This window comes from Emticicia sp. W12TSBA100-4 (assembly GCF_040253585.1).
Taxonomy (GTDB): domain Bacteria; phylum Bacteroidota; class Bacteroidia; order Cytophagales; family Spirosomataceae; genus Emticicia.
In genome coordinates, this window is record NZ_JBELAU010000012.1 from 43,575 (window position 1) to 58,612 (window position 15,038).

The 15,038-nt window shown below is 37.7% G+C and carries 5 protein-coding genes; 1 reads left to right on the forward strand and 4 read right to left on the reverse strand.

The genetic code is table 11. The features are described from left to right. Positions 1 to 2: 2 nt before the first annotated feature. From ABR854_RS18335 to ABR854_RS18350, 4 genes are all read right to left on the reverse strand, one after another. Positions 3 to 3,332 (reverse strand): VCBS repeat-containing protein, encoded by a 3,330-nt coding sequence (locus ABR854_RS18335; protein WP_350267265.1) that lies wholly within the window; start codon positions 3,330 to 3,332, stop codon positions 3 to 5. 5 nt (positions 3,333 to 3,337) lie between these two features. Next, positions 3,338 to 6,646, reverse strand: coding sequence for a VCBS repeat-containing protein (locus tag ABR854_RS18340; protein WP_350267267.1), 3,309 nt, complete (start codon positions 6,644 to 6,646; stop codon positions 3,338 to 3,340). A 225-nt stretch (positions 6,647 to 6,871) separates the two neighbouring features. Beyond that, the gene (locus ABR854_RS18345; protein ID WP_350267269.1) at positions 6,872 to 8,353 is read right to left on the reverse strand and encodes a RagB/SusD family nutrient uptake outer membrane protein; all 1,482 of its coding nucleotides are present in this window, start codon (positions 8,351 to 8,353) and stop codon (positions 6,872 to 6,874) included. A gap of 49 nt (positions 8,354 to 8,402) precedes the next feature. Continuing rightward, a complete protein-coding gene (locus ABR854_RS18350) occupies positions 8,403 to 11,411 on the reverse strand; it encodes a SusC/RagA family TonB-linked outer membrane protein (RefSeq protein WP_350267271.1) in 3,009 nt (1,002 codons plus the stop codon). Between the two features lie 468 nt (positions 11,412 to 11,879). Here ABR854_RS18350 and ABR854_RS18355 point away from each other — a divergent pair, with 468 nt between their 5' ends. Beyond that, positions 11,880 to 14,846, forward strand: coding sequence for an FAD-binding and (Fe-S)-binding domain-containing protein (locus ABR854_RS18355; protein ID WP_350267273.1), 2,967 nt, complete (start codon positions 11,880 to 11,882; stop codon positions 14,844 to 14,846). Positions 14,847 to 15,038: the final 192 nt, after the last annotated feature.

Consider the following 15,038-nt stretch of genomic DNA (forward strand, 5'->3'; position numbering starts at 1 on the left):
ATTTATTTCGTTATTTTCTTGAAAATCTGCATTTTATCGTTATTTCGAGTAACGAAGTAGTATTTAGTTTTAGGCGTTTTCAAAGTTTTGATGTCACGAACATCGCCTTCCATCAATAAACCATTATCGGTCGGAACTGATGCTGTAAATCCGCCCTTTCCATTTCCTTTCAAAATCAGACCAAAGAAAGCATCATAACGAGCTTGGTACATATTCGCACCGCTGAAGTTTCCGCCTACGATTACATCCAAATTTCCGTCGTTGTCAACATCTTCGGTTACGAGCGACATTACCTTTGAGACTTGTGCCAAACTCGGTAGTACAGTCATTTTGAAAGTATTATTTCCTTTATTTTCGAGGTAAACCGACTCAAAAGTATTGACGAGCTTCTCTTCGGCATCTTTTAGTTCTTTTTTAGTAAACAATTCGTCGATGGTTTTGCCAGCAAAGTTTTTGTATTCAACGTATTTTTTGTTGATAATGCTTGGCATTTGTTTGCCCATTTCATCTTTGCTATTTACTGGATACCAATGATCGCCACGATTATAAGCTATAATATGGTCTTTTGCTTCATTGCCATCAACGTCTTTGATGAGCATTTTTAGCTTACCACCTTCTTCTTTTCTGAATTTAGTATTTGTGCCGAGATTTCCTACTATGTAGTCAATATCTCCATCTTTATCGAAATCGGCCGCTGTGATACCATTCCAAAAGCCAGTAAATTTGCTCAAACTATTGTCAATTTCTTTGAATTTACCTTTATCGTTGGCAAACATTCTGATTGGCATCCAATCACCAACTACAGTTAAATCCTGGTCGCCATCTTTGTCAAAATCTGCCCAAATGGCATCGGTAATCATGCCTGCTTCACGGAGTTCGGGAGCGTTATTGACGGTTACATCCGAGAATTGTCCTTTACCATTATTAACTAAAAGATACGAACGAGGCGATTTCCCGTAATTATAACCAACTACACGCCCGCCCACAAACAAGTCAATATCGCCATCTTTATCAAAATCGTAAGGTCTCACGCACGATTTATTATCGTACATTGGCGGTAGGGCAGCCGTTGATTTTGTGAAGTTTCCTTTTCCATCATTAATATAAAGACGGTCGAAAAGTTGAGTCATTTGGTCATAAAATTCATTTCCACCCGAAACCACATAAAGGTCTTGGTCTTTGTCTCCGTCAGCATCAAAAAATAAAGCATCGACATCTTCTTGCAATGAATCTTCTTTGAAAATAGCTTGCGGTGAAGCTACAAACTTACCATCGGTCTTTTGTAAATAAAGCGAACCAGCTTGGTATTTTGCACCACCTACATAAAAGTCTTCTAAACCATCGCCATTCACATCGCCAACTGCCATTTTAGGTCCTTCGACTGATACTTTGAATGGAATCAAGAATTCTCTATTGAAATCAAAATAAACGTTTTCTTGATGTACAAACGGAATATTTACTTGGTTTGTTATTTCTTCAAAAATCGGCACTGCTGGCACAAAGAATTGATGGTCGGCTACTTTTATTTTAGCATTGTTTTGGTCGAGCGTAAGTAAAGTGTTGATTTTGGGATTCGTTATGATTTCCATCATTTCGTTTTCCCAAATCACCATCATTGTATCAACTTTGAGTTTCCCGATGCCGAAAATTAATGAAGGCTCAACCGAACTCATAAAGCCACGAGTCGGCATCATTTGTTGTAGTTGCTCGCCATCAGCGGTTTTCAGAATAACTTTTGCCCCAACTCCGAAGGTATTTTTATCATTACCTTTGAATTTAACTTTGACGAAATTATTATTTAAAACCTGACGACTATTGTTGAGATAAATGGCCGCTGGCTCGTTGAGATTATTTGAAATGAGGTCTAAGTCGCCATCATTGTCTAAATCAGCATAAGCCGCACCGTTTGAAATGCCTTTTTCATCAAAGCCCCAAAAGGCCGATTTATCTTGAAAACGTAATTCTTTTGTGCCTTTATAGAGATAATTGTGCCATTTTCCGCTTGGCATTTTATCTATTGCTTCTTGGTCGAGTTTTTCGGAAGTTGGTAAATTAAAGTGCAGAGAATCGCTGGCGATAAATTTCAAGTAATCTAAATCATTCGGGCGGCGTAAAATACCATTAGTGATAAAAATATCTTTGATTCCATCGCCATCATAATCTGCCAAAAGCGTACTCCAACTCCAATCGGTAGCCATAACGCCCGCCGAAGGTGCAATATCACTAAATTTTTTGCCTCCCATGCTTAACTGCAAGCAGTTGCGGCTGTATTGATTGAAATACCCAAATTGGAGTTTATATAAGTAAATATCAAGTGGGTCTTCGCCAACTGAAGATTTCTCAACGGCTTCATCTTCGGGATACATATCAAGTGTCATAACATCTTGATAGCCATCATTATTAATGTCGGCAATATCCGAACCCATAGAAAAGCGGCTCAAATGTTTGAAATGCTGTTTTACTTCTTCTGAAAAAGTGCCATTTTTTTGATTGATGTAGTAATAATCGTCTTCGTGGAAATCATTGCTTACATAAATATCTTGCCAGCCATCGTTGTTTAAATCGGCTACCGAAATTCCCAAACCATAGCCCATAGCAGCTTGATAAATACCAGCTTCCTTGCTCACATCAGTAAACTTACCATTATCATTGCGGTACAAATAATCGCCAGCTTCGTTGTCTTTGAGCATACGAGTATTTACACGGTCATAAGAGCGGGTATTATGCACAGCGTGATTGAGCAAATACATATCCAAATCACCGTCTTTATCATAATCAAAAAAGGCCGCTTGGGTAGAAAATCCAGTAAAATCAAGTCCGTATTCGTCCGATTTTTCGGTGAAAGTCAAATCCCCATTGTTGATATAGAGTTCGTTTGAACCCTCTAAACTTTTATAATTTCCAACGGCACACACATAAATATCAAGCAGGCCATCGCCGTTGACATCGGCCATTGTTACGCCAGTTTTCCAGTCGGAAAAGCCCTCAATGCCTGCTTTAGTAGAAATGTCTTCAAATTGAGGAGAGCCATCTTTTACTCCTTTGTTTAAGTAAAGTTTGCTTTTTCCTTGATTTGAAACAAAAAACAAATCGGTTAGGCCATCATTATTAATATCGCCTGCTGCTACACCACCACCATTATAAAAATAGAGATAATCGAGAATATTGAAGTCTTTAGATTCCTTTATTTGATTGATAAAATCAATTTTTGTTTCGGTTGGAGAAAGTTTTTTGAATAAAACTACATCGTTTTCTTTCTCACCAGACTTACAAGAGCTAAAAACTAAAGAAATGAACGTAATTGTACTTAAAAATTTAACTATTGATTTCATAGGTTTTACTTTTTAAAACTAAACACTTGTGCTTTATCATTGTTTTTTGCCAACACTACTACCTCTTGATTTGCACTGGCCTTTAATTTATACATCTTCCGAACTTGCCCAATTGTTTTGAAACCAGTTTCGCTTGATTTCTTTACTTCAAAATTTCCTTTGCCTTTTCCTTTCATAAACAAACCATAATTGGCATCGAAACGACCCCATTCTGGTAAAACATCATAGAAATTACCTGCCAGAAGAATATCCAAAATGCCATCTTTGTCAAAGTCTCCTGTTTCGATTGCTGCAATTCTGGAATATTGAGCTTCAATGGGCAAGGCTTTCATTTCAAAGTTACCTTTGCCGTCGTTTATCAAAAATACGGTTTTGGTAGTTGTAATTTTCTTTTCTACACAGTCTTTCATTTGTTCAGGCGTAAACATATCTGTAATGCTTTGATTGGCGTAATCGGTGTATTTTACATACTTACGTTTAATCATCGGCAAAGCACGTTGGAGTTCGCCTTTTAGTACCATTGGGTAGGTTTTTCCATCTTCGGTTAAGCACGAAATTATTTGCTCAACAGTTCCGTTGCTATCAAAATCTTTCACATGAAGTAAAGCAGGATTTTCGGGTGAAACTTTAAGTTTAGTATTATCACCGATATTTCCTACAATAAAATCAGTATCGCCATCGCCATCAATATCGGCTGGTTTAATGCAGTTCCAAAGCCCTTCCGAATCTTTAATTTTGCTCGAAAGTGTCATTTTTCTGCCACGGTCATTCTTGAAAATCACGATTTGCCCCCAATCTTGGGTCACAATCAAATCCATGAATCCATCTTTATCAATATCGCTCCATTCTGCATCTGTTACCATTCCAAGCTCGTTGATTTCTGCCATGAAACGTTTCGATTGATTCTTGAATTCACCAGTGCCATCATTTATGTAGAAATTACTCGAAGGATTTACTCCATATTTACCCGAAATCATGCGTGAGCCTACAAATAAATCTTGGTCGCCATCTTTGTCAAAATCGGCAGCGGCTACACACGAGCCATTTTCAAAAATAGAAGGAAAACGTACATCACGCTTGAAGTTACCTTTTCCATCATTTATGTAAAGTAAATCGTGCAATTCGGGAGCATTTTCAGGGAATTCATTACTGCCTGTCACGATAAATAGGTCAAGGTCGTTGTCTTTATCAGCATCGAAGAAAATCGCATCTGTGTTTTCGGTCGTCAAATCCATTCCAAAATCAATTTGCTTTGATTCTGCAAACTTTCCATTTTTTTGCTGAATGAAAAGCTGTTTTGCCTGACCAGCTGCACCCCCTAAATATAAATCATCAAGACCATCGCCATTTACATCACCCACGGCCATTGCTGGGCCTTGAGTTGAGTATTTTTGTTTGAGTAATACGTCACGGTCATAATCTTGAAAACTACTTTCAAGGTGCGTATAAGCAAGCGTATTTGCTGAAATATCGCTGAAAATAGGCGTTTTTGTGGGGATGATTTCTTTGAAAAGTAGGTTCGCATTTTTATAATCAAGCGTAAGTGTTTGGTCTGCTTTTTGGTTTTTTAAAACCTGCATTTTATCATCTGGCCAGATGATTTTTATTGAATCAATATTGGCTTTTTCGCCCAGACCAAAAACCATTTGGTGGTCGCTCGAAGACTGAAAACCACGATTAGGCATCTGTTGTAAAACAATACTCGTTCCTTGTTGATAAACCGTGATTTTTGCACCAATTCCATTGAGGTTTTTACCAGTTCCTTTCAGTTTTACTGTTAAGAAGTGATTTTTTGTCTTTTCGTTGGTTTTATTTTTGAAAACCGAAAGTGGAGCGTTTACATTATTCACTACTAAATCAAGGTCGCCATCATTATCTAAATCTCCGTAAGCTGAACCATTTGAAAAGCCTGGTCCTTCGAGCCCCCAACTTTTGGCATTGTTCGTAAATTTCAAATTACCGTCATTTTTGTAGGCATAGTTTGGAATTGGAACAGAAGATATTTTATCAATAAACTCTTTGGCATTGAAAATCTTGCCATCGAGCATTTGCTGCATGGTGTTTCTATTGCCCAAAAACTCTACAAAATCTTGGTCTGTAAGGTCTTTTGCAATACCATTTGCTACAAAAAGGTCTTTTAGCCCATCATTGTCCATATCAAAAATTAATGCTCCCCAACTCCAGTCAGTAGCGTGAACGCCCGCCAGTTGCCCAACTTCGCTAAACGAACCATCACCATTATTTAGATGAAGGTTATTTCGCATATATTGGTGCCAAAAACCTTGTTTTAGCTTTAAATCTACTAAATTATAGCCTTCAAAGACACTGGTAGTTTTCAAACGTCGGTCATCACCTGGAAGCATATCTGTTACAAAAATGTCCAAATTTCCATCGTTATTAATATCTGCAATATCAGCACCCATCGAACTCAAACTCGTGTGTGGCATTTGGTTTTCAAGGTCGTCTTTGAATGTGCCGTTTTTCTGATTGATATACAGATAATCTCGTTCGTAGAAATCATTAGAAATATAAATATCAGGCCAGTTATCGTTGTTCACATCGCCAATCGTAATACCCAAACCAAAGCCAATCAAGCTTCCATAAATACCAGCTTCTGCCGAAACATCAGTAAATTTTATTTCTGTTGCGGTTGGGCTATCATTTCGGAAAAGTTTATCACCACCGAGTTTGTCACGTTCATTGCGAAGATTGACGTAGCCAAGTTTATCAATAGGAGTGAAGCTATTATTGAGCAGATACATATCTAAATCTCCATCACGGTCATAATCAAAGAATGCTGCGTGTGTTGAGAAACCTCCATCTTCAAGACCAGCTTCTTTGGCTTGCTCTTTGTAGCTTGGAATGCCATTTTTGATACCTTGATTGATGTATAGCTGATTGCCACGTTGGTCACGGCTTCCCGAATTACAAACATAAATATCCATCAAACCATCACCGTTGACATCGGCAAAAGTCGCACCTGTTGACCAGAATTTTTTACCAATAATACCTGCTTTTACTGTAATATCTTCAAAGGCCATTTTGCCTTTATTTAGATACAGTTTATTATCTTCAAAATTTGAAGTGACAAAAATATCCGATAAGCCATCGTTATTTATGTCGCCAATAGCAACGCCGCCACCGTTGTAGAAATTACGGTAGTTAAATATATTGAAGTCTTTTCTTTCGAGGCTTCTATTTACAAAATCAATTCCTGTGACCGAACTTGGCAATGATTCAAATAGTGTATCTTCGGTTTTTGAACAAGAAAGCAACAGCCCCATACATGAGATAGCCCAGAGTATTTTTTTCATCAATTATAGGTTAAAGTATTTTTTCTTTGTAGTATTTATTGAACTACCAAAGATGTTAAAAGTTTCGCTGCCGATATTTTAAACTGAAAAATTTCGGACTACAAAATTAGTAATAAATAAACCTTATAGCAAAAAGCCGAAAGTCTTAATCGTTAATTATCAAATATTTACAAAATAAAAAGGCAGAACCGTTAGGAACTGCCTTTTTAAGAAAGATACTAAATATTAATATCCAGGATTTTGCTTCAACAATGGGTTAGCGTCGATACGAGCTTGAGGAATTGGGAACAATTCTCTTGTCTTATCAACAACCTTCATGAATTTACGAGTAGTGCTGAATGTTCCGAAACGAATCATATCATTACGTCTCCATCCTTCCCATGCCATCTCACGACCTCTTTCTGCTAAGATGTCAGCAGCAGTAAGAGTTTTCAATGGGTCAACCAATGAACGAGCTCTGATTGTATTTACATCAGCAAGAGCTTCAGTAGTTTTTCCAAGTCTGAAAGCTGCTTCAGCTCTCATCAAGATAGCATCAGCCAAACGGAAGAATACGTAGTCGTTATCTTGGTCTCCGTTCGGGTTGTTTCTTTGAATCTCATATTTTTGAGAACGAATACCAGCTACTTGGAATTCAGGGTCAGCATCTGTCATTTGGTCTTTATTGAAATCTGCGATGAAAGCCAAAGGTTGGTTTTTCGCATCTTGTAAAGGAGCTCCAGAAGCCGAGAATTGTTGACCAGAGATCCACATTTTGCTACGAGCATCTTTTGCCTCAAATGAGTTATAAAAATCTGCAAGCGTACAGAAACCGTTCCAAGGAGCATTACCTAAACCATACGTTTGTTGGTTAGCATAGTGCAAAGTTCTCATTTGGAAGTTCAAACCACCTGCCAAGAAGCTATCAAAAGGAATATTGAAGATAGATTCTGGAGAGCTTTGGTTTTGAGTAGTAAAGTTAGCAAGAGTAGTTGCTGCTAATGAGTAACCATTTTTAGATTTGATAACCTTATCAATAGTATCATAAGCTTTTTGCCACTCTGCTGTACCTTTATAAACACCAGCATTCAAATACAATTTAGCTAATAACATATTAGCAGCATCTTGTGTCATACGGCTATATGCTTTTCCAGCAGGAAGACTTGGAATAGCAGAAGTCAATTCTGACTCAATGAAAGCATAAACTTCAGCACGTGTTTTTGTAGCACCAGATGATTTAGCATCCGTTACGATTGGCACATTACCAAACGCATCAATTGCCATAAAGTAATAGAATGCACGGATGGCACGAAGTTCATCTACGGCAGCTTTATTTGCACTTACTACAGGAATCAATTGATTAACTTGAGCAACGTTTCCGAAGATGAAACCCCACATACCGTTGATTGGTCCGTGTTGTGGAGTCCAAGTGTGACGAGAATACGCCAACCAGTCACCATTATCGAACCAGTCACCACCACGAGTAGGAACAATTAATTCGTCAGAAGATGCTTCACTTGGGTTAAACCAGTCCCAAGTAATACCTCTCATACCAGAGTAGGCAGGTCCGAGAGCCGCAGCAACCTGAGCATCAGTTTTCAAAAACTGATCAGCAGGAATGGCATCATATACTGGCTCTGTTAAATCTGTACAAGATTGTAGCGACATCGCCGACACTACAACAGCAGCAGAAAGTACTTTTGAAATGTGTTTTTTTATATTATTCATGATAAAATTAATATTTATTATGTTTAAACAGAATGTTTAATAAAATGTTTTAGAAACTTAAATTAACACCAGCCGTTAGACCACGAGTTTTGTAGTAAGTTTCACGAACATCAATACCAGGTGCTTGTGAACCAATTGACAATGCTTGGCTAACTTCTGGGTCAACACCTGAGTATTTAGTGAATAATAATAAGTTGTTACCTGCAACATATACACGAGCTCTTTTAACAATACCTTTTCCTACTGGAATTGTGTAGCCTAATGAAGCGTTGTTTAAACGTACATAGTTACCAGATTCAACATAGTAGTCCATCGGGATTGTTTGTGAGTCATTGATTTTTGAAGTCAATGCTGAAACTAAAGCATTACTTTCTGCAATACGACCATCTTGTCTTCCGAGTAACAATGCGTTAGTGTTCATGATTTTTGCACCCATATTGCTTGTTAATTGGAATTGGAAGTCAAAGTTTTTGTATTTAACATTGTTAGTTAAACCTCCAACGAAGAAAGGATTTGGATCTCCTAAGTAATCTCTGTCACCAGCACTTGGCTCGATCTTACCATCACCATTCAAATCTTGGAATACATAAGTTCCTTTATCTGAAATGCTTGCAACTTTAGCACCGTAGAATACACCAACTGGTTGACCTGATTGTAATACAGAGAAGTTTACCGCAGATGTACCTCTGATGAAGTTACCTAAGCTTGTTGTTAAGAATACTTGGTCTGGAGCTGCAAATTCATTGTTTTTCAAGCTCAATACCTTGTTTCTGTTGAATGAACCTGCGAATGTAGAGCTAAATGAGAAATCTTTTGTATCAATCCATTGGTAAGATAATGAAATCTCAACACCACGGTTTTGCATACTACCAATGTTAGCTAAGATTGTTGGATATACGTATCCTTTTTCTTGCGGAGCATTTACTGTAAATAACAAGTCTTTTGTTTGACGAGTGTACCAGTCTAATGTACCTGAGATTTTTCCTTTCAAGAATGAGTAGTCGATACCAGCACCGTAGTTTTCGTTAACTTCCCATTTCAAGTTTGGATTTGGGTTTGATTGGATTGCATAAGCTGGTAAGAAGCTACCTGTATTTCCATCATAATAAGAACCACTTGGGCCATAGAATGATTTAGAAAGCAATGGTCTGATACCTTCAGAGTTACCAGTTCTACCCCAGCTAACACGTAGTTTCAAGTTATCAATTGCAGCATTTCCTTTCAAGAAAGCTTCTTCGCTAAGCGTCCAACCAACTGAAACCGATGGGAAGAAACCCCATTTGTTGTTATCACCAAATTTTGTAGAACCGTCACGACGTATGTTTACAGTAGCAAAATATTTGTTTGCTAAACTATACTGAGCACGACCTAAGAACGAAACCAATTTATATTCGTTTTTGTAAGAACCAATAAAACCTGGGTTTGTTCTGATACCAAGACCTGAACCAATATTATTACCTTCTAAGATATCAGTCAAGAAGTTATTATTAATTACACCAAAACCATCATTAACAACATCTTGGTAAGTATAACCTGCTAATAAATTTAAGTTACTGTTTGAAGTAACAGCTTTGCTGTAGCTCAAAGTAGTTTCCAATTGTTGGTCTGTTACAGCATTCAATTCACGAAGAGCAGAGTTTCCTGCGAAACCTCTAATTGGCACATTAGCAAATGAATTTTGGAATCCACTGATATTTTTTGCTTGTGTACGAAGCGTTCCACTTACGTTGAATATTAAACCGTCAACAATTGTGTAGGCAGCCTGAACATTTCCTAATAAATCGCTTAATTTCTCTTTTTGAGTTCTGTTCTCAACAATTGCTAATGGGTTATAGTTAGCAAATGTACCTGGAATTTGGTAATAAGTGCCATCTGCATTGTAAATAGGGTCAGTTGGACGCATATTTTGAGCTAAACCAAGAGCGATATTCTGAGCGATGTCGCTGTTTGTTTGTGAAGCAGAGAAATTGAATTTTAAACTTAATTTGTCATTCAATGCTCTTGAGTCGATATTCAAACGAGCGTTCAAACGGTCTTTTCCTGAACCAATCAACGTACCAACTTGGTCTAAATAACCAACTGATGCACGGTAAGAAGTTTTTTCAGAGCCACCAGAAACACCAACTTGGTAGTTTTGGGTGCTTGCACGACGAGTAATAACATCTAACCAATCAGTATTAGCACCATTATCAGTAAATGGTTGATTGTATTTTTTTGCAGCTTCTCTAAATTGAGCACCATTCATCAAATCTGGTTTTTGAGAGATAGACTCTGTACCCACATAAGAGTTGAAATCTACACTTGGAGCACCTGATTTACCTCTTTTGGTAGTAATGATGATTACACCATTCGCACCTCTTGAACCATAAATTGCAGCAGAAGAAGCATCTCTCAAGATGTCCATTGTTTGAATATCTTCTGGAGCAATGTTTTCGATTGGAGCACCAATCACACCATCAATTACATAAAGTGGTTCAGAACCAGCATTCAATGAACCAGTACCTCTCAAACGTACAGTTGGTCTTGAGTTCGGGTCACCGCTACTTTGTGTAATTACCAAACCAGCAACTTTACCTTGAGCAGCCGCTAATGGGTTTGTAACGATACCAGCGTTGAAATCACGGCTACCGAGACTTGTCACAGTACCTGAAATTTCTTTTCTTTTTTGAGTACCATAACCAACAACAACAACTTCTTCAAGAGCTTTAGTGTCGTCAACTAAAGTTACATCAACAACAGTTTTGTTACCGATAGCAACTTCTTTAGTTTCCATACCTACAAAACTGAAAACTAATATTCCGCCTTTCGGAACACCAGCCAATTTGTAAGTACCATCTAGGCCTGTTTGAGTACCTTTGGTTGTACCTTTTGTTTGTACAGTTACTCCTGGTAATCCGCTGCCATCAGCACCCTTTACCGTACCCGAAACAGTTACTTCTTGTGCCATCACAGTGAAAGTAAGTGATGTTAACAGCATTGCAGCGACTGTGAAAATAGATTTTTTCACACAAGCTGATAGTCGCCCAATATAGCGACCCACTTGGTAGGACTTCATCATAGGTTGTAATTAAAGAAAGATTAATAAATGATTAATTTAACTTAAAAAATAAATCGTCTTTTTCTTGTTTTTTCATAGTCTATATAACGTTGGTTAGACGAATCCAACCTTGTGATATAGAAATTTGTTTAGAAATCGTTGAATTATTTTTCTAATTAACTCTCAAAATTACAAAAAGAAATATATAAAGTCCAAAATATTATATTAAAAAATAAAATTTCTTTAAATAATTCAATTTTTAAAAATTGTACAAAAACAATATAGCTTTAGGTTTTTAGTCGTAATTTTGTGCTCCCATTTCATTCATCAATTATTGCTTCAAAGTCAACAACTAAATTAATTATTAGCAAATCGACCAGTAAGGGTTCGATTTGTATTTTTTTAAGATAATATGTTTACAGATATTGTTTTTTGATGGTAAACTTAAAAAATGAATATCTTTGAAAAATTCAAAAACTTTGAGAATCAATGATTAATCAACAATTACAGCAACTGGCCAAAGAATTGGCCGGAGAGTTTTATCTGGATGATGTCATGCGTACGCTGTATGCTACTGATGCTTCTGCTTACCGTGAAATGCCACTGGCAGTAGCAATTCCGAAAGATGAATCCGACATTCAAAAATTGATAGCTTTTGCTCGTAAAAATAATACTTCGCTTATTCCTCGTACTGCTGGTACTTCCTTGGCTGGGCAAGTAGTGGGCAATGGTATTATCGTTGATGTATCTCGTACTCTCACTAAAATACTCGAACTAAACAAAGAAGAGCGATGGGTAAGAGTACAACCGGGAGTTGTGCGTGATGAGTTGAATTTTTTCTTGAAACAAAACGGACTATTCTTCGGCCCTGAAACCTCAACGGCAAATCGTGCTATGATTGGCGGAATGGTCGGCAATAACTCTTGTGGCTCAAACTCAGTAGTTTATGGAAGTACCCGAAACCACTTGATGGAAGTGAAGGGTTTCTTGAGCGATGGTTCGTTTGTTGAGTTCAAAAATTTAAGTCTTGAAGAATTCAAACAAAAACTGGATGATACTACAACTCTTGAAGGGCGAATTTACAATCATATTAATGCTATTCTGAGCGACGAAGATAATCAGAACGAAATTCGTAAAGAATTTCCGAAGATGAGCATCGAGCGTCGTAATACAGGTTATGCCATTGATGAACTTCTGGAAACCGAGGTTTTTACAAAACAAGGCAAAAACGAAACCATCAAAACTCCACCTTTATCTGGCGTTTCATCGGGTGGTGCTTTTAACTTCTGTAAACTGATTGCTGGTTCGGAAGGAACTTTGATGTTTATTACCGAAATCAAACTTCACGTAAACCCGCTTCCGCCAAAAGTACAAGGTTTGGTGTGTGTGCATGTCAATTCGGTTGATGAATCTTTAAGAGCAAACTTGATTGCTTTGAAATATAAACCAACGGCCGTTGAACTAATTGACCATTATATTTTAGAGTGTACGAAAGAAAATAAGGAACAAAGTCAAAATCGTTTCTTTGTACAAGGCGACCCTGGGGCGATTTTGGTGGTAGAACTTTCAAACGATGATATTGATGAAGTAAAGGCTCGTGCTACCGAAATGGAAGCCGAAATGCGTGCTGCTGGCTTGGGTTATCATTTTCCAATTCTTTTCGGCGAAGACACCAAAAAGATTTGGACACTACGCAAAGCTGGTTTAGGGCTTCTTTCAAATCTACCAGGTGACGAAAAAGCTGTGGCAGTTATCGAAGATACGGCCGTTGACGTAAACGATTTGCCAGATTTTATTAGAGAATTTAATGAAATTCTGACTAAAAATGGTATGTCGTCGGTGCATTATGCTCACGCAGGTTCGGGCGAGATTCATCTCCGACCAATCATTAACCTTAAAACTGCCGAAGGACACCGCCAGTTTAGGTTGATTGCCGAGGAGATTTCGACTTTAGTCAAAAAATATAAAGGGTCACTTTCGGGCGAACATGGTGACGGCCGCCTGCGAGGTGAATTTATTCGTCAACAAATTGGTGATAAAAATTACGCTCTAATTAAGGATTTGAAAAAGGTTTGGGACGAACAGAATATCTTCAACCCAAATAAAATTGTTGATACGCCTCCGATGGATAAATTCCTTCGCTATGAGGCTGACCACAAAGTTCCAGAATTTGAAACAGTTTTCCGATTCAATAACCAAAATATACTCCAGCACGCTGAGCAATGTAATGGTTCGGGCGATTGCCGCAAGACCGAATTGAGTGGTGGAACGATGTGTCCGAGTTATATGGCCACTCGCAACGAAAAAGATACTACTCGTGCCAGAGCCAATATTTTGCGTGAAGTGCTGACAAACTCAGAAAAACTTGACCGCTTTGATAGCAAAGAGGTTAAGGAAGTAATGGATTTGTGCCTTTTATGTAAAGGTTGTAAGTCGGAATGCCCATCAAATGTCGATGTTGCAAAGCTGAAAATGGAGTTTTTGCAGCATTATCAAGAAAAAAACGGTGTTCCGATGCGGTCTTGGTTGATTGGCAATTATTCAAAAATGAGTAATATCGCATCGTATGTGCCATGGGCTTATAATTTGGTTTTAGGAAATGCTCCTTTGCGTAAGATTGCCAATCGTGTGATTGGTTTCCATCCTGAACGAACAATGCCACTTTTGAGCAACAATACGCTCAAACAATGGTATAAAAAGTCGGAGAAAACAGATTCAAAATCAACCAAAAAAGTATATTTATTCTGTGATGAATTTACGAATTTCAATGATGTTGAAATTGGGAAAAAAGCACTTGATTTACTCAATAAGCTTGGTTACGAGGTAATTATCCCAGACCACGTTGATTCAGGACGTGCGTATTTATCGAAAGGATTACTGAAAGATGCTCAAAAATTGGCTAATCAAAATGTAGCATTGTTGAAAGATATAGTGACCGAAGAGACGCCAATCATAGGAATTGAACCTTCGGCAATTTTGACTTTCAGAGACGAATACCCCGATTTAGTTGAAGTAAATTTGGCAGAATCGGCCAAAAAACTTGCCAAAAACGCCTTGATGATTGATGAATTTATTGCTCGTGAAATTGATGCAAAACGCATTACGACCGAAAACTTTACAAGTGAAAAACGCCTCATTAAATTACATGGACATTGCCAACAAAAAGCAGTCGCTTCGCTAACTCCGACGAAAAAAATACTTTCATTGCCTAAAAACTACGAAGTGCATCTCATTCCGTCGGGTTGTTGCGGAATGGCAGGTTCGTTTGGTTATGAAAAAGAACATTATGATTTATCAATGAAAATAGGTGAATTAGTGCTTTTCCCGACTGTCAGAAAACAACCCGAAGAAGTGATTATTGCTGCCCCAGGCACAAGCTGTCGTCACCAAATCCATGACGGAACAGGCCGAAAAGCCTTACATCCTGTTGAGATTCTTTGGCAAGCATTGGTCTGATTCTCAGATTTTTATATCATTTGGCGATGTTTTTCAGAAAAAGACATCGCCAATTTTGTTTTATAGTGGTAGTTTTTATGAATTTTTCGAGTTTTTGCTAAGTAAATATAGTTTTTGTGTTTTTATATTAATGTTTTTGTTTAAAATTGTCGAAGTATTTAGCCTTAAATGGCTAAAAAAGTGAATCTGAGT